The 18,879-nt window shown below is 65.8% G+C and carries 17 protein-coding genes; 8 read left to right on the top strand and 9 right to left on the bottom strand.

From position 1 onward, the window contains the following. Positions 1-103 precede the first annotated feature (103 nt). Positions 104-571, top strand: coding sequence for a nuclear transport factor 2 family protein (locus H4V99_RS03770; RefSeq protein ID WP_280675664.1), 468 nt, complete (start codon positions 104-106; stop codon positions 569-571). After that, positions 568-2,178, top strand: a complete 1,611-nt coding sequence (locus H4V99_RS03765; protein WP_280675662.1) for a DUF5671 domain-containing protein — start codon at positions 568-570, stop codon at positions 2,176-2,178. Before H4V99_RS03770 ends, H4V99_RS03765 begins: the two co-directional genes overlap by 4 nt. A 39-nt stretch (positions 2,179-2,217) precedes the next feature. On the opposite strand, the gene H4V99_RS03760 is transcribed toward H4V99_RS03765, so the two are convergent. Together H4V99_RS03760 and H4V99_RS03755 are read right to left on the bottom strand one after the other, a co-directional pair. Further along, a complete protein-coding gene (locus H4V99_RS03760) occupies positions 2,218-3,465 on the bottom strand; it encodes a regulator (protein ID WP_280675660.1) in 1,248 nt (415 codons plus the stop codon). A gap of 2 nt (positions 3,466-3,467) precedes the next feature. Next, positions 3,468-4,187 (bottom strand): hypothetical protein, encoded by a 720-nt coding sequence (locus H4V99_RS03755; RefSeq protein WP_280675658.1) that lies wholly within the window; start codon positions 4,185-4,187, stop codon positions 3,468-3,470. Positions 4,188-4,315: 128 nt separating this feature from the next. On the opposite strand from H4V99_RS03755, the gene H4V99_RS03750 reads away from it, so the two are divergent. Beyond that, entirely contained in the window at positions 4,316-4,624 is a 309-nt protein-coding gene (locus tag H4V99_RS03750) for a helix-turn-helix domain-containing protein (RefSeq protein WP_280675656.1), read from the top strand. Between the two features lie 28 nt (positions 4,625-4,652). Here the strand turns inward: H4V99_RS03750 and H4V99_RS03745 are convergent, their stop codons facing one another. Beyond that, positions 4,653-5,276: a hypothetical protein gene (locus tag H4V99_RS03745; protein ID WP_280675654.1), complete on the bottom strand. Its 624-nt coding sequence runs from the start codon at positions 5,274-5,276 to the stop codon at positions 4,653-4,655. A gap of 287 nt (positions 5,277-5,563) precedes the next feature. On the opposite strand from H4V99_RS03745, the gene H4V99_RS03740 reads away from it, so the two are divergent. Continuing rightward, the gene (locus H4V99_RS03740; RefSeq protein WP_280675652.1) at positions 5,564-5,902 is read left to right on the top strand and encodes an Rv3235 family protein; all 339 of its coding nucleotides are present in this window, start codon (positions 5,564-5,566) and stop codon (positions 5,900-5,902) included. 94 nt (positions 5,903-5,996) lie between these two features. On the opposite strand, the gene secA is transcribed toward H4V99_RS03740, so the two are convergent. From secA to mtrA, 6 genes are all read right to left on the bottom strand, one after another. After that, on the bottom strand, positions 5,997-8,807 hold the full coding sequence (gene secA / locus H4V99_RS03735) for a preprotein translocase subunit SecA (RefSeq protein WP_280675650.1): 2,811 nt from the start codon (positions 8,805-8,807) through the stop codon (positions 5,997-5,999). A gap of 125 nt (positions 8,808-8,932) precedes the next feature. Then, positions 8,933-9,667, bottom strand: a complete 735-nt coding sequence (raiA, locus tag H4V99_RS03730; RefSeq protein ID WP_280675648.1) for a ribosome-associated translation inhibitor RaiA — start codon at positions 9,665-9,667, stop codon at positions 8,933-8,935. 126 nt (positions 9,668-9,793) lie between these two features. Further along, the gene (locus H4V99_RS03725) at positions 9,794-10,456 is read right to left on the bottom strand and encodes a phosphoribosyltransferase family protein (protein ID WP_280675646.1); all 663 of its coding nucleotides are present in this window, start codon (positions 10,454-10,456) and stop codon (positions 9,794-9,796) included. Positions 10,457-10,538: 82 nt separating this feature from the next. After that, positions 10,539-12,242 carry an LpqB family beta-propeller domain-containing protein gene (locus tag H4V99_RS03720; RefSeq protein ID WP_280675645.1) on the bottom strand — a complete coding sequence of 568 codons (1,704 nt, stop codon included), beginning with the start codon at positions 12,240-12,242 and terminating at the stop codon, positions 10,539-10,541. Continuing rightward, positions 12,235-13,914, bottom strand: a complete 1,680-nt coding sequence (gene mtrB / locus H4V99_RS03715) for an MtrAB system histidine kinase MtrB (RefSeq protein ID WP_280675643.1) — start codon at positions 13,912-13,914, stop codon at positions 12,235-12,237. Before mtrB ends, H4V99_RS03720 begins: the two co-directional genes overlap by 8 nt. Before the next feature lie 7 nt (positions 13,915-13,921). Continuing rightward, complete coding sequence (gene mtrA, locus H4V99_RS03710) at positions 13,922-14,602, bottom strand: MtrAB system response regulator MtrA (protein WP_280675641.1); 681 nt, start codon at positions 14,600-14,602, stop codon at positions 13,922-13,924. A gap of 161 nt (positions 14,603-14,763) precedes the next feature. Here mtrA and H4V99_RS03705 point away from each other — a divergent pair, with 161 nt between their 5' ends. Genes H4V99_RS03705 through H4V99_RS03690 form a run of 4 tightly spaced genes read left to right on the top strand, consistent with a single transcriptional unit; the run spans position 14,764 to position 18,879 of the window. Further along, positions 14,764-15,930: a hypothetical protein gene (locus H4V99_RS03705; protein ID WP_280675639.1), complete on the top strand. Its 1,167-nt coding sequence runs from the start codon at positions 14,764-14,766 to the stop codon at positions 15,928-15,930. After that, the gene (locus tag H4V99_RS03700) at positions 15,927-16,610 is read left to right on the top strand and encodes a DUF4129 domain-containing protein (protein WP_280675637.1); all 684 of its coding nucleotides are present in this window, start codon (positions 15,927-15,929) and stop codon (positions 16,608-16,610) included. Before H4V99_RS03705 ends, H4V99_RS03700 begins: the two co-directional genes overlap by 4 nt. Next, positions 16,607-17,905: a DUF4350 domain-containing protein gene (locus H4V99_RS03695; RefSeq protein WP_280675635.1), complete on the top strand. Its 1,299-nt coding sequence runs from the start codon at positions 16,607-16,609 to the stop codon at positions 17,903-17,905. The genes H4V99_RS03700 and H4V99_RS03695 overlap by 4 nt, the downstream gene beginning before the upstream one ends. Beyond that, positions 17,902-18,879: a MoxR family ATPase gene (locus H4V99_RS03690; RefSeq protein ID WP_280675633.1), complete on the top strand. Its 978-nt coding sequence runs from the start codon at positions 17,902-17,904 to the stop codon at positions 18,877-18,879. Before H4V99_RS03695 ends, H4V99_RS03690 begins: the two co-directional genes overlap by 4 nt.

The following is an 18,879-nucleotide window of genomic DNA, read 5'->3' as shown; positions in this document are numbered from 1 at the left end:
CAGCCGTGCCCAAACACCCGCCGCAGCCGCACCGGCACGGGGTTCACCGCCCCCACGCGGCGCGTTTCTCGCCCGAAGAGCAGAACGGGTGCAGGATGAGCACATGATCGCCACATCGTCCCGCCCCGATCGTCCCCTTCTGGTGATTATCGGCATCATCACTGCCCTCGTCATCGTGGCTCTCGCAGTGGTGTTCTCCCGTGGCGAGCCGGCTCCACTCGACGCCTCCACTCCGGAAGGAATCGTGCAGCGCTATGCTGCGGCCGTGCTGAGCGGGGATGAGGCACAGGCTGCGCTCTACCTCAGTCCCGAGGCCGAGGACACCTGCGTGGCCGGGAACCAGTCCGCACCGACCGACTCGATGCGGATCGCGCTGGCATCCACAACGGTGCGGGGCGACACCGCCGATGTCGTGATCACCATGACAACCACCTACGACGGGGGCCTGTTCGGCTCGTCCAGCTACGAGTCGGACGGCACCGTGAGCCTTGTTCAGGCCGACGGATCGTGGCGCATCATGAGCGTCCCGTGGGAACTGACCGTCTGCCCGATGCCTGAGATGACCAAGTGACCGCCGCGCCGACCGCTCAGCGCACGGCTCGCCGAGTGGTGGTTTATGGTCTGCTGTTCGCGCTCCTCATTGTGGCGGCCATCGGCCTCGCCGGGCTTCTCAGTCGCCTGCTGGATCGCGGGGACCTGCTCGTCTCCAGTGACGTGGCCGGCCTTGCACGTTCGCTCGCCTTCGCGCTCATTGCCGGCCCGCTGGCCGCGGTTCTCTGGTGGATTCAGTGGCGCCGACTCGGGGACACGGAACGGGCATCCGTTGCCTGGGGCCTCTACGTGGCCGTCATGTCCACCGTGTCCCTGGCGGTCTTCACAAGTGCACTGCTCGTAACGGCCGCAGCCCTGGTTCGTTCAGATTGGCAGCCCACGGCGTGTGCCACGGGCGTCGTGTGGGCCGGCATCTGGGTGGCACACCGACGGATGGCCCGGCACCCCGGCAAAGGTCCCACCCGTCTACGTTCGGTCGCGCCCGTGCTGGCCGCGGTGTTCGGCCTGATCATCTTCGCGGGCGGCGCGATCGCGGCACTGGGCTCTCTCATCGACGCCGCGGTCGCCAGCCTGGTGGCCACCGCCACCATCGGTGATCCCTGGTGGCAAACAACCCTGCAGGGGCTCATCTGGAGCCTCGGCGGCGCGGCAGTGTGGTGGGTGCACTGGCTGCGTGATGACGCGCGCGGTATCCGCGGCGGCCTGGCCGATGTGGCCCTCGTCATCGTGGGGATCGTGCTGCCCACCGCGTTCGCCCTTGGCGGCACCGGGACCGCGCTCTTCCGCCTGCTTCGGCTGGCGTTCGACCGCACCGAACCCGTGCCACAGCTGCTCGATACGTTGGGGTTTGCGGTGGCCGCCGGCGCCATCGGAGCCCTGGTGCTCACCTACTACCGCCGCCACGCCGCCCTCTATTCCGCCACCACGCGGCTGTCGATCCGTATTGTCACCTCGGCGGTCGGTCTGATCGGTGCGGCATCCGGCATCGGCGTGATCGTCACGGCTCTCCTGGCTGCCCTCGCGCCCTCGGTCGTGGGTGCGGACGCACGCACTCTGCTGCTCGGCGGAGTGAGCGCGATCGTGGTGAGCGCCCCGGTCTGGTGGCTGGCGTGGAAGCCCAGCGCGCCCGTGGACCCTGCCGAGGCGGGCAGTACCCCTCGGCGCCTGTACCTCGTGCTGGTGTTCGGCGTCAGCGCGCTGGTAGCGATCATCACCCTTCTGGTGATCGGCTATCGGCTCTTTGAGGCGGTTCTCGGCGATCCGAGCGGCACCGATCTGCTCACGCGGGTGCGGGGACCGCTGGGCCTGCTCGTGGCAACCGGCCTTGTTGCCGCCTACCATTTTGCGATCTGGCGCCGTGATCGCTTGCTCGCTCCCCCGCGCCCCGAGCAGCGCATTCACCGCATTCTGCTGGTGGCCGGTACCCCGTCTCATCTTCTGGAGGAAGCACTGACCGACGCAACCGGAGCCAAGCTCACGGTGTGGCGTCGAGCGGATGCCGCCCCCACCGACACCCCGACCACGCCCGACCAACTCGCACGCGCCCTCGACGGAGTCACGGCCGGGCGGGTTCTCATCGTGGCGGCAGCGAACGGCGGTCTGGAGGTCATCCCCCTCGAGGATTGACCCGCAACGACGCAGCTCCGAGGATCAACGCGCAGCAACCTACCGAGGCACCAGCGTCCGGGCGAGCGACCGACGCCGGGCGGTGCGCTCCGCCGGGGCAGCCACCAGAGTTGTAAGCACGAAGCGGCGAATGCTCGCTCGGGCGAGCGACTTGGGGGCGGCGTCTCGCAGCGTGCGCCCGGTCAGCACCGCCACATCCAGCGACGCCTGGTCGTTCGGCACCAGTACCGGAGCCTCAATGGCGCCGAACCGCCGCAGCGCCCCGATCACCTGACCGGCCGGATCGAGTCCCACGGCGCTCTGGCGCACACGATTCATGAGCACGCTCACCGCGGTATCGCTGATCACGTCGGTCAGATCGCCAAAGGCGCGCAGAAACCGTCCCATTCCCACCGGATCGGCGAGCCCACACGCCACCACATGGTCGGCCGCGCGCAGGGCCGTCACCGTGGCAGCGTTGCGTCTCGGCGCGAAAACATCGCTCGAGAGCTCTTCGTCGCTCTCTAAATTGAAGCCGGTGTCAATGACCACGTAGTCGACCCACAGTCGCAAAGCCTCGATGGTTCTCGTCACCCGCTCCGCCGAGAGTTCCGGCCACCGCGAGGGCCGCCCCAGGCCGGTGAGCACCCAGAAAGCACCCTGCGGTGAGTTGTAGCGCTGGGCGATGCGTTCGAACTCGGACTGGGTGAGGCTGTCCGAACCGGCCAACCGGCACGCGGCTGCGAAACCCGGTGCCTCGTCGAGCATGCCGAGGCTTGCGGCAACCGAGCCGCTATACGTGTCGGCATCAGCCAGCGCCACCGTGTGCCCGGCCGCTGCAATCTCGGCCGCAATGTTGATGGCCAGCGTCGTGCGACCGGGAGCTCCAGTTGGCCCCCACACCGCCACGACTCGGCCCGCCCGCGGAGCACCCACCGAGCGCCCCCGGTCGCCCACGCGCATCGGCACCACCACGCCGCCATGCACCAGCGCCTCAATCTCGGGCCAGGCCACCGCGGCGTCGAGGACCTCGAGCAGCCCCAGGGTGGCCGCGTAGCGACGATCCCGGTCTGATGCCGCCAGTGCAATCACGCGGATGCCCCGCCCGTCACACGCCGACAGCAGCTCCCCCGTGAGGGTCTCGCGTCGCGCCCCCACAACAAGCACACTGGGTGCGATGTGGGCCAGGGCGAGCATACACTCTGCCGCCGTGCGCACCTGGGCTAGGACCGAGTGCCCCTGCTCCACGATATCGGCCAGCAGCCGATCTTCCGTGTGGCGGTCAAGCACCAGTATGATCGCGGCCACGGTCAGTTGCTCCCGGTCAACGGCGCTGTCGGTGTGGGGCTCGGAACAGGGCTCGGCGCGGGTGTGCCGGCGACGTCGCTGCCCTCCGACGTGGTCAGCGGCGTATCCACGGCAACGACCGACACCACGTCACCGTTGGCAATCGACTCCAGCACGGGGCCCACCACACCTTTGGGCACCATGATCTCCACGGACTGGCCGTCGGACGAGGCCATCAGACCGGTTGGTGCAATCACCCGCACCACCACGGCCGACGGCACGAGCACCTCCGGCGGAGCGAACTGGGAGGCCGCGACTCTCTGGGCCGCCCAGACGTCCACGAGCGAGCCCGGCGCAATCGACTCGGCGAGGTTGGGTCGCACCATCACCACGACGCTCGTCACGGATGCCCCCGCCACCGTTCCGACCGCGGCGGTGGGAACCAGCTCCCCCGCCTGAACCGTGCGGGTGACGATGAGGCCGTCGGAAGGTAACAGTGCCGGGGTCAGGTACTTCGTGGCGGTATCGCCGAGCCGCACGTGGGCAAGCTGCAGATCGCTCGATTCAATGCGGGTGCCCGCGAGGAGGGCTGACGATGCCACATACACCTCGGTCGTGCGGTCAGCCGTTGTGACGATCACGGCAACCCCGGCAATCGACGCCACCACGAGCACGAGTCCGATACCGAATCGAGGGTCGAACCAGAGCCGTGCTCGTTTTCGCGTGCGTGCCGCGTTCTTCATCCGTATCCTCACTGGTGGTCACCCGTGCTCACTGGCTCTATCGTGCCCGGGTTTTACGTGCGCCGGAGAGTTATCCACAGGGCAAAGTCATTCTCCCCAAAAGTGAGTGTTCAGCGGATAATCAACGCATGGACGATTCGGACGACGCGGCGCTCGGGCGGTTCCTCACGCTCGCCGACACGGCTGAGATTCTGGCCATTACGCCCGCTGAGGCACTGGAACTGGTGCGCAGCAACGAACTTCCCGCCATTCGAATCGGAACCTCGCACCTCTGGCGCGTCGAGCGTCTCGTGCTGGAGTCCTACATCGAGGCAAAATACGAAGAGGCTCGGCGGCTGTCGCTGTGGGAACAGTCCGATTTTGGCAACATTCCCGAGCTCTCCGGCGGTCGAATCCTGCGGCCAGAGGCCCACCGCTCCTCCGAGCCCCGAGACTAGTCGCACAGCGGCCGCGTATACGCCCGGGTCAGACGAGCTTGATGAAAGCCATCTGGTCGAGGGGTAGCACGCGGTAGTGCTCCACGTTCGGGGTCCGGCGCAGGGCACCCGCAGGATGCACAGCGAGGTCCAGGTGGTCCCGGCCCACCCGGTCAATCGTGCCCGTGAGGACGGCGTTCGGGGTGTGAATTTCGAGGCTCGCTCGGCGACGACAGAGATCACGTAGTACGAACGGGAGGCCGATCCGATCGGACAGGCGCGCGGCGGACGGTGACTCCACCTCGGGTCCGAGGGAGCGCTCCACCTGGTCGGCCGTGAGGAGCAGGCCGGCAACGCTCGCGAGCGGCACCACGCACTGGGACCCACCGCCCGCAGCAGTCCGGGCACCGGTCTCCTCCGTCGTGAAGAGGTCGGCGGCGAACCAGTCACGGCCAAAGGTCGTAGCCCGAACAATGACCGTGTGCCCCGTGGTGAGTGCGAGGCGCACCGTGGCGGCACCGCTCGGTCCGAGGCTCAGCACCATGAGCCGCGACCGCAGGGTGAGCCCGCCCAGGCGATGCCGCTCCTGTTCCGCACGCAGGTCGCTCTCCTCGGCGGTCAGCTCGCGTTCGAGTTGGCCTTCGAGATCGTCGAAGAGGTTGTCCCAGCGCACACGATGACCCTAGCGGGTCGCTCACCCGGCCGTGAGGTTATCCACAGGGCATAAAAATGCTGGACAGACTCGCCCGGAACTGGTTGAGTGATCGCCACATAGACAGCCCGGGCACCAGACCAACACCGGAAGTGGCCATGAGCTTATATCCAGAGCCAGCACCCCAGGATTTTAACGCGCAGGCCATGCGTCGCGCCGGAGCTGCACCGCCGTCAGTGCCCATAAGATCCGTGCCGATTTCATCCGCGTCCGTCCCCCCGGCACCCGGATCGTCCGATCCCCTGCACATGCCCGACCCCGAACCGCTGCTTATCAACCTCACCCGCGGCGTGATGGAAGTGATGGCCGGCGCTCGCGAACTTGAGCAGCTTGCCCGGTGGATGAGCGATGACGCTTTCAAGCATCTGCTCACCCGTGTCGTCCTGACCGCACGGGCCCGGGCGTTGAAAGGCCTGAAACCTCAGCGACCGGTCATTGCGATTGGTCGGGTGCACATCTCCGAACCGCGGCAGGGGGTGATCGAGGCCGTCGTGATGGTCTACGGAAAGCCGCGGGTGCAGTGCGTGGCCATCCGCCTCGAAACGGTCGGCACCCGCTGGCGGGCCAGCGCCATCAACGTGTTGTGACACCGCGGCAGGGAGCATCCGCTGGCCCTTACGAGCTATCGCCCCCGTGCGGCAAGCGGCACGGGGGCGATAGGGGTGAGGCAGGTGCGAAACGTTACTTCTTCTTGCCCTGCTGACGACGCTCCGCGCGGTTCACGGGAGCGGCGTCGCCACCCTCGCGCTGGCCGAACGCACCACGCTGAGCGGGTGCTGCGTCGGCCTGCGGGTCAGCGACGGGAGCGGCGGCCTCGGTCGCCACGCGGCGCGCACGATCCGTGGCGGCCTGCTGAATCTGGCCGCGCTGGTTGCGCACCTCGACTCCGCCGGAATCGCTCGGAGCGGTGTAGCTGAGCTTGGCGTCGGCCTGCTCGGCCGGTGCAAGTCCCTTGGCCGCAACGACCGGAGCCGACACGGCGCCCGGCCCCTGAGTGACCTCAACCTCGAGGTTGAACAGGAATCCCACCGTCTCTTCGCGAATCTGGCCCATCATCTGCTGGAACATGGCGAAGCCCTCGCGCTGGTATTCCACCAGCGGGTCGCGCTGCGCCATGGCCCGCAGGCCGATGCCGTCTTTCAGGTAGTCCATCTCGTAGAGGTGGTCACGCCAGCGACGGTCAATGACCGACAGCACCACGCGACGCTCGAGCTCGCGCATGGCGGGCGAACCGAGAGACTCCTCGCGGCGCAGGTAGGCCTGCTTGGCGTCGGAAATAATCTCCCGGCGCATGAAGTCACGGTTGATGCGACCCTTGTCGCCGGCTTCGGCAACGACCTCGTCGATCGTGAGCCCCACGGGGTAGAGCGTCTTGAGCTCGACCCACATGGCGTCGAAGTCCCAGTCGTCCCCGTTGCCCTCACCGGTGTGCACATCGAGCACCTCGTCGACGACGTTTTCGAGGAACTTCTGGGTGCGCTCGTGCAGGTCGTCACCCTCAAGAATATGGCGACGGTCACCGTAAATCGCCTCACGCTGACGGTTGAGTACGTCGTCATACTTCAGCACGTTCTTGCGGATCTCGGCGTTGCGACCCTCCACCTGAGCCTGAGCAGAGCGGATGGCCCGGCTCACCACCTTGGACTCGATCGCCATGTCATCGGGCACGCCCTGACGGCCCATCAGGCTCTCGGCGGCACCGGCGTTGAAGAGGCGCATAAGGTCGTCGGTGAGCGAGAGATAGAAGCGGCTTTCTCCCGGGTCACCCTGACGGCCGCTGCGACCGCGCAGCTGGTTGTCAATACGGCGGGACTCGTGGCGCTCGGTGCCGAGCACATACAGGCCTCCGGCCGCGATGACCTTCTCGGCCTCCTCGTGCACCTTCTCCTTGACCGAAGCAAAAACATCGTCCCAGGCGGTCTCATACTCCTCGGGCGTTTCCACGGGGCTCAGGCCCTTGGCGTTCATGTCGGCAACGGCAATGAACTCGGCGTTGCCACCGAGCATCACGTCGGTACCACGGCCGGCCATGTTCGTGGCCACGGTCACGGAGCCGAGGCGTCCGGCCTGGGCAACGATGGCCGCCTCACGGGCGTGGTTCTTGGCGTTGAGCACCTCGTGGCGCACGCCCTTTTTGGCGAGCAGGCGGGAGAGGTATTCGCTCTTCTCGACGCTCGTGGTACCCACGAGAACGGGCTGGCCCTTTTCATGGCGGGCGGCGATATCCTCGACCACCTGGGTGAACTTCGCCTCCTCATTCTTGTAAATGAGGTCCGACTGGTCGATGCGCTGCATCGGCTTGTTGGTGGGGATCGACACGACACCGAGCTTGTAGGTGCTCATGAACTCGGCGGCCTCGGTCTCGGCGGTTCCGGTCATCCCGGAGATCTTCGAGTAGAGGCGGAAGTAGTTCTGCAGGGTGACCGTGGCAAGTGTCTGGTTCTCGGCCTTGACGGCCACGCCCTCCTTGGCCTCGATGGCCTGGTGAATACCCTCGTTGTAGCGACGGCCCATCAAGATGCGCCCGGTGTGCTCGTCGACAATGAGCACCTCGCCGTTCATGACGACGTAGTCCTTGTCCTTCTTGAACAGGGCGTTGGCCTTGATGGCGTTGTTCAAGAACGAAATCAGCGGGGTGTTGGCCGACTCGTAGAGGTTGTCGATGCCGAGGTAGTCCTCGACCTTTTCAATGCCGGGCTCAAGCACACCAATGGTGCGCTTTTTCTCATCGACCTCGAAGTCCTCATCAGGAACGAGTCGCTTGGACAGGCTGGCGAACTCGGTGAACCAGCGGTTAGCCTCACCGGATGCGGGACCCGAGATGATGAGGGGCGTGCGGGCCTCATCGATGAGGATCGAGTCCACCTCGTCGACGATGGCGAAGTAGTGGCCGCGCTGCACCATGTCGGAGGCCTGCCACGCCATGTTGTCGCGGAGGTAATCGAAACCGAACTCATTGTTCGTGCCGTACGTAATGTCGCACTCGTACATCTCGCGGCGCTGAGGCGGGGTCTGACCCGAGAGGATGCATCCGGTTGTCATGCCCAGCGCGCGGAAAACGCGGCCCATCAGCTCGCTCTGGTAGCTCGCGAGGTAGTCGTTCACCGTGATGACGTGCACGCCGCGGCTGGTGATGGCGTTGAGGTAGGCGGCTGTCGTGGCCACGAGGGTCTTGCCCTCACCGGTCTTCATCTCGGCGATGTTGCCGAGGTGCAGGGCGGCACCACCCATCAGCTGAACGTCGAAGTGACGCAGCCCCAGCGTGCGGGTGCTGGCCTCGCGCACCGCGGCGAAGGCCTCTGGCAGCAGGTCGTCGAGCGACTCCCCGGCCGAGTAGCGCTCCCGCAGGGTGACGGTCTCATTCTTGAGTTCGTCATCGGTGAGGTGGCTGAAGTCGTCCTCCAGCGCGTTGATGGCTTTTGCGTAGTTTTCGAGGCGCCGAAGAACGCGCCCCTCGCCAACACGAAGAACCTTTTCCAAAATTGAGGCCACGAATGCACTCCAGTAGTCGTCACGGCATGTGGTTACGGGGTGTTTTCACGCCCCGCAACCAACACCTGTCGTCCGGCCCGCGCCGGAGCGCCGACCTAGCCGGCAACTATAGCAATGCTAGTTGGTCAGTTGCTCGAAACGCCGGCAGCGGCCGGAGCCTCTCGCAATTCCTCAGCAGAATCATCAAGTTCAATGACCCCGTAGTCCCAGCCCTTGCGGCGATACACGACGCTCGGTCGGTGCGTCTCCGAGTCCTGGAACAGGTAGAAGTCGTGCCCGACGAGTTCCATGAAGTAGAGCGCATCGTCGACCGTCATGGGCGCCGCGGCGAAGACCTTGCGACGAATAACGACGGGGCAGTAGTCCTCTTCGGCGTCGTCATCGACGCTGGCATCGGTACTGGTACTGGCGTCGACGCTGGGCGGCGACACGATCGGAATCGCACCGGTTCGCACCCGTTCCAATGTTTCTCCGGAGGCAGGAACGATATCAATCACGCTGAAGGCAACGGATGAGGCCTCCTGCAGTGACGTGGGCCGGTGTGCCCCGCCACGGTGAACCTTCTTGCGATCCTTCGCACGCCGAACCCGTTCGAGCAATCGCCCCAGTGCGATGTCGAAGGCTGCGTACTTGTCTGAGCCGTCTGCTTCGGCACGTACCAGAGGACCTTTGCCGATCAGGGTCAGCTCGACCCGATCTTTTCCGGCTGCGGCACCGTTCTTCTCGTGGTGACGACTTACCTTGATCTCCAGTGCGAGCGCCTTATCGGCAAGACCGGCAATCTTCTCGGCCTTCTCCGTGGCGTATTCCCGAAAACGATCAGTGATACCTAGGTTTCGTCCAACGATGTTTGTTTCCATGACGACCTCCTGATCTGGCGGATCGCCCGGTATATGGGCGATCATTGCGCGCCTGTGTCTCCAACCGTAGCTGGCCGGATCGGATAAGTCACCGCTTTTGTCAATCAGTTTTTAGTGAACGTTGGGTTACGAAAAATGGTGCAGCCGTCTTTGCGCCAACGCCGCCATTCCCACGACGGTTCCGCCCGCCTGTTCAACGGCGCGTCGCGCATCGAGCATGGTGGCTCCGGTGGTGAGAATGTCATCCACCACGATGCACGAGAACTCTCGCAGGGGACGCCGGGCCTGCAGTGATCCCCGCCGATTCTCCGTGCGCGCGTCACGGCCCAGGCCCACCTGATCCACCACGTGTCCCACCGTGCGCAACGCCGGTGTGGCCGAGAGCCCGCCACGGGTGAGAATCCGTTCCACGGGATGGAAACCCCGGGTTCGCCACGCCAGCCTGGAAGACGGGATCACCACGAGGTGCACGATACCTGCTGCCGCGACCGGTTGGGCCCGCAGAGCGGCTGCCACGGCCAACCGCAGGGGCGCGGCGAGCGCGCGCGCGGCATCCGTTCGGCCACCGTCTTTGTAGGCGCTAATCACCTGCCGTGCCACACCGGAATAGTCGAGGCCGCACCACACCGAGACGCCGCCCCGCGTGGCCTCATGCACCTGCTGCAGAAGACCACGCCGGCACGCGGCACACAGGGCACGGTCAGGCAAACGACAGCCCACGCACTCGGTGGGCATGAGCACCGCCCAGGCGTCGAGAAGCGCCCCGGGCACACCTGCGAACAGCGACATGACACCCATGATGCTGCCACGGGCCGGCATCAGCTCCCGGATCCGGGAAACGGTGAGTGTGCGGCGCCCTGGGGAGGAACCGTTACCCCGCTATGCCCTGCTGGGTGGCGAGCACACTCACGCCCTCCAAACGCTTCTGCCAGCCCACACCACGCTGCATGTGTAACCCGCCCGATGAGGTGAGTGCTCGCAGGTCTCGCAAGGAATTGCTCCCGGACAGCTCCACCGCTTCGGGTGGCGATTCGAGGACCACGCTCACCCCACCGATCTCGCGGGCGGTGATCTGCATCGCCCCCGTTGCCAGTGTGCTGAGCGAGGCGACGGTGACCTCGTCAACCCAGGCCACATCGATGGCCGGAATGGAATCTGCTGTGAGCTGCAGGGGTGCGGTGAGTCCGATCGGCACACCGTCTTTGCGCAGAATTCCCACCACGGCCAGACGAGGCTCGGCACCCACGGTGTACGCCGCCACGATGCGTGTGCCATCGCGGGACACCTTCATGGCCTGAATGGTCGTTGCCTCGGGCCACGGGGACGCCACCACCGACGACGATGCGGTCGTGGGGCCCGTGGCGAGAATATCGCTGGGATCATCCATGGGGACCGACCAGACATACCCGTCGCGGTCGATCGTTGGGGCGATGAGGCCGGAGCGGGAGTCGACGAGCACGGGATCATCTCCCGCGGGCACGCGCCAGACTCCACCCGCCCCACGGACTGCGGCCGCCTTCTGGCCTGCGCCGAGGGTCACGGCGGTCGGCGACAACCCCTCGATGGCCGAAGAGAGGCCATCGATCGATGTCACAACCTGCCCGCTGGCCGCGAGGAACCCAAAGGAACCATCACGCAAGATCAGGGCCCGTGCATCAACACGCGGATCCACGGTGAGCACGTCGGAACCGAGATCCGCAATGTCTTGTGGGTTCTGATCGATCGTGATCTCCACGTTCATCCCCGATGACAGGCTCGCGTCCAGCTGAGCCTTCATCCGCTCAAGCGTGATGGTGTCCGCGTTCAGCGCCTCACTGTTGAGGTCAACCATGGCGTTGCGTCCCACCACCTGCACCGCGTCGGCGGTGAGCTTGGTTCCGCTGGGGAACGCGGTGGCCACGGCTCCAGCCAACCAGGAGCTCGGTCCGGCCAGCACCGCGTTGACAATCTTGGTGGGAGCGGATGCCCCCCGCGGGAACCAGCGCACGTCGGGGACCAGGGTTCCAAACCCCGGGTCGAAGAAATAGAGAGAGGACGCACTAAAGACGTCGTTAAACGTCGTTTCGTCGATCACGGTTCCGTTGGGGGCGGCCTGGATGCGCCACTGCCCGTCTACCTGACGAAATTGGTAGCCGAGCGGCACCGGTGTCGAATCGGACTCCCGGTATTCCCCAATGGAACTCACCTCAGCAATCGGCGACACGGTCACCTGGACCGTTGTCTCGTCCTGTGCGGTGGCGATGCGTCCGGTGCCCTGATCCACGATCACTCCGGCGGTCGGGTCCCATTCGGCACTGAAACTGGTGGTGAGAAATTCGCGCGCAATTTCGTAGTTGCTCTCGGGGCTCGACGCTGCGTCGATGAATCCGAGCAGAATTGCTTCGATGCTGGCGTCGGGCTGCGGCCCGGACGGCAGGAAGACCTGGTTCGGACTCTCGTCGACGACGTTCGCCTGACCGGCACGCACCTCGCCCTCGCGGGGAATGCCCGAACACGAACTGAGCACGACGACGGCGGCCATCACCGCGGCCAGGGCACGGCCGATGCGAGTGGCCCTCGTGGGTACGCTACGCATGAAGGCCCTCCGTCATCCCATGATGAGGTCCGAGGTCACCGAGCGCCTCTGTGGCGTCAATGGGCGGCAGCGGAATCGGCGATGACGTGAGCACTCCGCCCTGAACGCGCGGCAGGGTGAGACGAAAACACGCGCCGTGACCCGGCGAGGCCCACACCTGCAGCCACCCGTTATGCACGGTGGCGTCTTCACGCGCAATCGAGAGCCCGAGGCCGGTCCCCCCAATGGTGCGCTTGCGACTCGGGTCGGCCCGCCAGAAGCGGTCGAACACGTGCGCCACCTCGCTCTGGCTCATTCCGAGGCCGTAGTCACGCACGGCGATGGCCACGGAATCAGTGTTGCTGTCGACGGAAATGACCACGGGCTTTCCGTCGCCGTGCTCGATTGCGTTACCCACCAAATTATGCAGGATGCGCCGAATACGCCGGGGATCCACATCGGCGTTCAAGTACCCACCCGGAGCCACCAGCCTGAGGTCGCTGCCCTTGGATTCGGCGAGGGCCCGCAGGCCTTCGATGGCATCTTCCGCCAGGTGAACCAGGTTGGTGGGCTCGCTTTCTAGTTCCACCGATCCGGCGTCATACCGGCTGATCTCCAGCAGATCGCTCAGCAGCACCTCAAAGCGCTCCACCTGAGTGTGCAGCAGCTCTGCTGTTCGTCCCGTGGCGGGCGGAAAACTCGCCCGCTGGTCGTAGAGCACGTCTCCGGCGAGGCGGATGGTGGTGAGCGGAGTGCGCAGCTCGTGCGAGACATCCGACACAAATCTTTGCTGCACCTCAGAGAGGTCGGCCAGCTTCTTAATCTGACTTTGCAGACTGTCAGCCATTCCATTGAACGAGCGCGCCAGCGTGGCAATCTCATCCTGACCCTTCTCGGGGATGCGCACCGCCAGGTCACCGCTGGCGAGCTTTTCACTCGTTTCGGCGGCGACGCGAATGGGTGTCACCACGAAGCGCACGATCACCCAGCTGACACCGCCGATGAGCAGCACGAGGGCCAGACCGGCGAAGCCGAGCGTCTGCTGCACGAAAAGCAGCGTCGCCTCGGAGTCCTGCAGGCTGTAACCGATGTAGAGCTCGTAGCGTCCCGCAACCGGAACCGTGAGTTGAGACCCCACCACAATGCCGGGAATCTCGGCACCGAGTTCGTCGGTGAGGGTCACGGACTGCCAAAACTGCTCGCCCGAGCTTTCCTGCACCGCACTGCGCAGGTCGCTGGAGACCGCGCCCGTTGCCTGACCAAATGTGGAGGAGTCCTGCGCCGCAACGGTGGACACTTCCTGACCGGGCACCCGCAGTACGGCGATCAATCGAGAGGACGATGCGGCGGTGATCGACGTGCGTGCTGAACCGAGGAGCGCCTGAACCTGCACGCGATCCACCGCATCGGAGGCGTCCAGGATTCCTTGGGCCGCGGTGGTGGCACGGTTGGAGTCGAGCAGCACCTGGTTGAGCCGTGACTGAAACAGGTCATTACCGATGCTGACGGACATGTAGACGCCCACCACGAGGATCGCCGCACCCGAGAGCACGACCGAGATGGTGACGGTTCGAAAGTGCAGCGAGGCGCGCCACGACGTGACCACGGCGCGGGGCCAGGATCGCCAGTAACGCCAATTACGCACCTGCAGTCGCGAACGCCAGGTGACATCCGTTCCCGATGTGAGCGCCATCGACGGCCTAGCCGACCGAGCCGGCCCGGTACCCCACGCCGCGCACGGTCATCACGATCTTCGGGTTGTCCGGGTCTTCTTCGACCTTGGCCCGCAGTCGCTGCACATGCACGTTCACGAGGCGTGTGTCGGCCTTGTAGTGGTAGCCCCACACCTGCTCGAGCAGCATCTCGCGGGTGAATACCTGCTGGGGTTTGGAGGCGAGGGCCAGCAGCAGATCAAATTCGAGCGGGGTCAGGTTGATCGTGCGATCCCCGCGCTTCACCTCGTGGCCCGCCGCATCGACGACAACGTCGCCAATTTGCAGGGTGAGGGTGGAGACAGCGGATGCCGGTCGCAGGCGCGTGCGAATGCGCGCCACCAGTTCCTTGGGGTTGAACGGCTTGACCATGTAATCATCGGCGCCGGATTCAAGCCCACGCACGACATCCGTTGTGTCGGTGCGAGCCGTCAGCATGATGATGGGGGTCCCGGACTCGGCGCGAATGCGGCTGCACACCTCGATACCGTCAATGCCGGGAAGCATCAGGTCAAGAAGCACCAGATCGGGCTTGAGCGTGCAGAAGGCATCGAGCGCGAGGGCGCCATCGGCGCAGAAACTCGGCTCGAACCCCTCGCTGTGAAGCACGATACCGATCATCTCGGACAGCGCGGTGTCATCATCGACAACTAAAATACGTGCGGTCATTATTCTCTCTTTGCCATCATCGTGCGCGTCATGCTGCGTCAACGCCGAAGCGCCACCCCCTACTGCCTCGGATTGCCCGGTGAGTAGTCCATTCCGGTGCTAAGAATAGTCGAGACTGCATGAAAGCGCGCTCTGCGTCGAGGTGTGCCAGCATTGGAGTTGTGACCGATCCGAAGAACTGGCAACCGCCCACTTTCGGAGCGCCTCCGGAGGTGCCCCCCACCGGCCCACCCGCCGCACCGAGTTCATCGATGCCGCCCGTGCCGCCCGTTGGCCCCGCCCTCGGCGGGCCGCCCCCGGGTTGGCTGCCCCCGCCCAAACCCGGCCTGATTCCGCTGCGCCCGCTCGCCTTCGGCACTCTGATGTTTGCGCCATTTCAGGTGCTCCGGCGCAACCCGCGAGCCACGTTTGGGAGTGCCCTCCTCATTCAGGGCGTCATCCTGCTCGCCAGCATCGCCATTGTCGGCCCCGTCACCTTCTGGGTGGTCAACCGCATCTCCAGCGCACCCACAGACCAGCAGGCCGAGGTCGAAGCGGGCGGCATCCTCCTCATCGTGCTCTCCGCCCTGATCCCGCTTTTTCTCAGCGTGATTGCGTCGGCCCTGCTGCAGGGCGTGATCGTCACCGAGGTGGCGCGCGGCACACTCGGCGAGAAACTGAACATGCGCCGGCTCTGGAAAGCAGCACGACCGCGCCTCTGGACACTCGTGCTCTGGACGCTGCTGCTCACCGCTGCGCTGATCGGTGCTCTCGCGGTGCTTGTGGGCATCGTGGTGCTGTTTGTCATTCTGGGTGACACGCTCGGAATCACCCTGGCCATTGTGACCGGTATCGTCGGCGGTCTGGGGTATGTGGCGGCCGTTCTGTGGATCTGGACGAAGACATCTGTTGTGCCCAGCCTGATTGTGCTCGAGCGACTCAGTGTTCGGGCCGCGATTCGGCGCTCGTGGACACTCACCCGAGGATATTTTTGGCGCACCTTCGGGGTGCTCGCGCTCGTGACGATTATTGTGAATACGCTCGTGACCATCGTCACGACGCCCTTCACGCTCGCCTTTACCTGGCTGATGTCGCTCATTGACCCCACGGCAGCGCTCGATGCCTTTGGTCCGGCCGCTCTGGCATACGCCGCCAACATTGCGGTGTCGCTTGTGGCTGGAGCGATCGGTTCCGTGATCACCTCGGCCACCCTTGCCCTTATCTACATCGATCTGCGCATGCGCACGGAGGGTCTCGACCTGGAGCTCGCGCGCTATGTGGAGAGTGCTCAGTCGGGGGCCGATGTGGCCGATCCGTACCTCACCGCGCGCGTTACCGCCCAGGCATGATGGGTCCTGCTGCATTCTGGCCGGGCGAGATTCCGGTGACGCCCGATGGCCCCGAGGCTCAGCGGTTGCTGCAGGATGAGCTGCTGAAGCCGCAGTACGAGGCGGCGCGGCCCACCTGGTTCGACCGCCTCTCGCAGTCTTTCTTCGACTGGCTCGGCTCACTGCAAGCTCCCGACGGCAGCGGCTGGGGCGGCTGGGTGGCCGTGGTTACGGTGGTCATTGTGCTCGCCGCACTCGGTGCCGCGTGGCTGATCTTCGGGGCTCCCCGCCGAAATCGCCGACGTGCACGGGCAACGACCGACCTGTTCGGCGTGGGCGATCGACGGAGCGCCGCCGAGATGCGACGTGCTGCCCAAGCCGCGGTCCAGGCCGGGGACTGGAACCTTGCCGCGGAGGAGATCTTTCGTGCACTTGCCGCCGACCTGTTCGAGCGCACGGTGGTGAGCGTGACGCCGGGGACGACCGCGCACGGTTTTGCCGAAAATGCGGCGACCGCCTTCCCGGCCCAGCGCCGCCGGCTGCTCGACGCCGCCGACATCTTCGACCGCGTGCGGTACCTCGGCGTGGCCGGGGCAGAGAACGATTTTCGCACTCTCGAATCGCTCGAGAATGACCTTCGCGGCGTGGCCCCCGTGGTGCTTTCCTCCGCCGGAACCCCCATCGAACGGGTGGACTCATGAGCGGCGTGGCCGTGACGGAGCGGCATCCGCTCGCGAACGCCGACAATGCGATCGCGTTGACACCCACCGTGCGCGCGACGCTTCGTCGGGGCCGGTTCTGGATCATCGCCGCCGTCGGCGCAGCGCTCGTGACCCTCGTGGTCGCGGTGCTCGGGGGCGGAGCAGCCTCGGGCGTGCCCCTGGCGGCCACCAGCCCGGCACCGACCGGTGCCATGGCTCTGGTAGAGGTGCTTCGCGCACAGGATGTCACGGTTGTGCCCGTCGACACCCTCGATGAGGCACGCGCGGCGACCCGGCAAGCGGATGCCGCTACGCTTTTCTTTTTTGACGGTGACGGCTACCTCGATTCCGCCGGCCTCACCGCGATGGGTGCGCTGGCACCGCGCACCGTGATTGCTGCGCCTGACTTTCTGGCGTTACAGGCGCTGGCCCCCGACATCGGATTCGGTGGGGCATCAACAGCCGGCTCCCTCACCGCACAGTGCGCGGTGCCGGCGGCGACTCGGGCAGGTTCGCTGTCACCGGGCGGCGACACTCTCGGCATTCCCACGGGCGTCCCCGCCTCGGACGCAGTGCTCACGGGATGTTTTCCGAGCAGCGACAGCACATTTTCCCTGGTGGAACGCACCACTGCGGACGGCACGATGACCTTCGTGCCCGACACGTCGGTCTTTAGCAACGAGGCGATCGGCGACTTCGGTAACGCGGCCCTCGCCCTCAATCTGCTCGGGTCCGGTGACACCGTTGTGTGGTACTTGCCCACGCTGGCGGACATTGCGCGCACCGGTCCGCCCTCAATCGGCGAGCTGTCCCCGGGCTGGCTGACTCCCACCATCATTCTGCTGGGTCTTGTGGCCGTCACCGCCGCACTCTGGCGCGGTCGACGTTTCGGCCCCCTCGTGGCCGAAAACCTGCCGGTCACCGTGAAGGCGAGCGAAACCATGGAGGGACGAGCGCGCCTCTACGCGCGGGGAAATACCCGCCTGCGCGCCCTCGATGCCCTGCGGATCGGAACGCTGCAGCGCCTGGCCCGACAGGTGGGCCTCGGGCGGAGCGCCCGGGTGGACGACATCGTGCACGGCGTGGCCGCGCTCACGGGCCTCTCGGTTGCTGAGGTGCGTGGTGTGCTCGAGCAGGAGCATCCGCTGAATGATGCGGATCTGATGCGGCTCGCGGAACGCCTGCACCACCTCGAAGCACTCACAAAGGCCGCCACCACACCCGGTGCCGCCGGCACCCCGCCGCAGGACTCCGCGACTCGCGACCTCCCGCCTCACGGCAGAATGGACTCATGACCACTTCCACCAGCGACATCAGCACCGATTCCCTGCGCGAGTCCCTCACCCGGGTTCGAGCCGAGGTTGGCAAAGCCGTCGTGGGGCAGGACGGTGCCGTCACCGGACTGATTATCGCGCTGCTGGCACAGGGACACGTGCTGCTCGAAGGCGTGCCGGGTGTGGCGAAAACACTGCTGGTGCGCACGCTCAGCCACGCGCTCAGCCTCGACACAAAGCGCATCCAGTTCACACCCGACCTCATGCCGGGCGACGTGACCGGCTCCCTGATTTACGACGCAAAGTCGGGCGAGTTTGAGTTTCGAGCCGGGCCCGTCTTCACGAATATCCTGCTGGCTGATGAGATCAACCGCACGCCCCCGAAGACCCAATCCGCATTGCTCGAAGCGATGGAGGAACGTCAGGTGAGTGTGGACGGGGAAGCCCGCCCGCTGCCCACCCCATTCATCGTGGCGGCCACCATGAACCCGATCGAATATGAGGGAACGTACACGCTGCCGGAAGCGCAGCTCGACCGGTTCCTCCTCAAGCTCGTTCTGGATGTGCCGGCGCGCGACGACGAGGTAGAGGTGCTGCGCCGCCACGCCGCCGGTTTCAACCCTCGGGATTTGGCCGGCGCGGGGGTGACCCCGGTGCTCGGAGCAGCCGAGCTGGCCTCGGCTCAGGCGGCCGCGGCATCCGTTGGCTCGAGCGCCGACGTTCTGGCCTACGTCGTTGACCTTGCCCGGGCTACGCGCAGCAGTCCCTCGGTCAAGCTCGGAGTGAGCCCCCGCGGCACCACGGCTCTGCTAGCCGCAGCCAAGGCGTGGGCCTGGCTCAGCGGCTACGAGTCGATCACCCCCGACCATGTGCAGGCCATGGTGCTGCCGGTGTGGCGGCACCGCATCGTGCTGCAGCCCGAGGCCGAACTTGAGGGTGTTTCCGTCGATGCGATCCTGCGCGGGGTGCTGCAGCAGGTGCAGGTTCCGATCTAA

The sequence above is a fragment of the Cryobacterium sp. CG_9.6 genome, from assembly GCF_029893365.1.
In the GTDB taxonomy this organism is placed as follows: domain Bacteria; phylum Actinomycetota; class Actinomycetes; order Actinomycetales; family Microbacteriaceae; genus Cryobacterium.
Note: the sequence above shows the minus strand (reverse complement) of the source record. Positions and strands in the feature narration are given on the sequence as shown.

Coding starts and splice junctions, on each gene's coding strand:
- mtrB (WP_280675643.1), bottom strand. CDS start 13,914: ATGGCGCTCACATCGGGAACGGATGTCACCTGGCGTTCGCGACTGCAG.
- raiA (WP_280675648.1), bottom strand. CDS start 9,667: ATGGAAACAAACATCGTTGGACGAAACCTAGGTATCACTGATCGTTTT.
- H4V99_RS03720 (WP_280675645.1), bottom strand. CDS start 12,242: ATGCGTAGCGTACCCACGAGGGCCACTCGCATCGGCCGTGCCCTGGCC.
- H4V99_RS03725 (WP_280675646.1), bottom strand. CDS start 10,456: ATGTCGCTGTTCGCAGGTGTGCCCGGGGCGCTTCTCGACGCCTGGGCG.
- H4V99_RS03770 (WP_280675664.1), top strand. CDS start 104: ATGATCGCCACATCGTCCCGCCCCGATCGTCCCCTTCTGGTGATTATC.
- H4V99_RS03695 (WP_280675635.1), top strand. CDS start 16,607: ATGAGCGGCGTGGCCGTGACGGAGCGGCATCCGCTCGCGAACGCCGAC.
- H4V99_RS03755 (WP_280675658.1), bottom strand. CDS start 4,187: ATGAAGAACGCGGCACGCACGCGAAAACGAGCACGGCTCTGGTTCGAC.
- H4V99_RS03700 (WP_280675637.1), top strand. CDS start 15,927: ATGATGGGTCCTGCTGCATTCTGGCCGGGCGAGATTCCGGTGACGCCC.
- H4V99_RS03750 (WP_280675656.1), top strand. CDS start 4,316: ATGGACGATTCGGACGACGCGGCGCTCGGGCGGTTCCTCACGCTCGCC.
- mtrA (WP_280675641.1), bottom strand. CDS start 14,602: ATGACCGCACGTATTTTAGTTGTCGATGATGACACCGCGCTGTCCGAG.
- H4V99_RS03690 (WP_280675633.1), top strand. CDS start 17,902: ATGACCACTTCCACCAGCGACATCAGCACCGATTCCCTGCGCGAGTCC.
- H4V99_RS03740 (WP_280675652.1), top strand. CDS start 5,564: ATGCCCGACCCCGAACCGCTGCTTATCAACCTCACCCGCGGCGTGATG.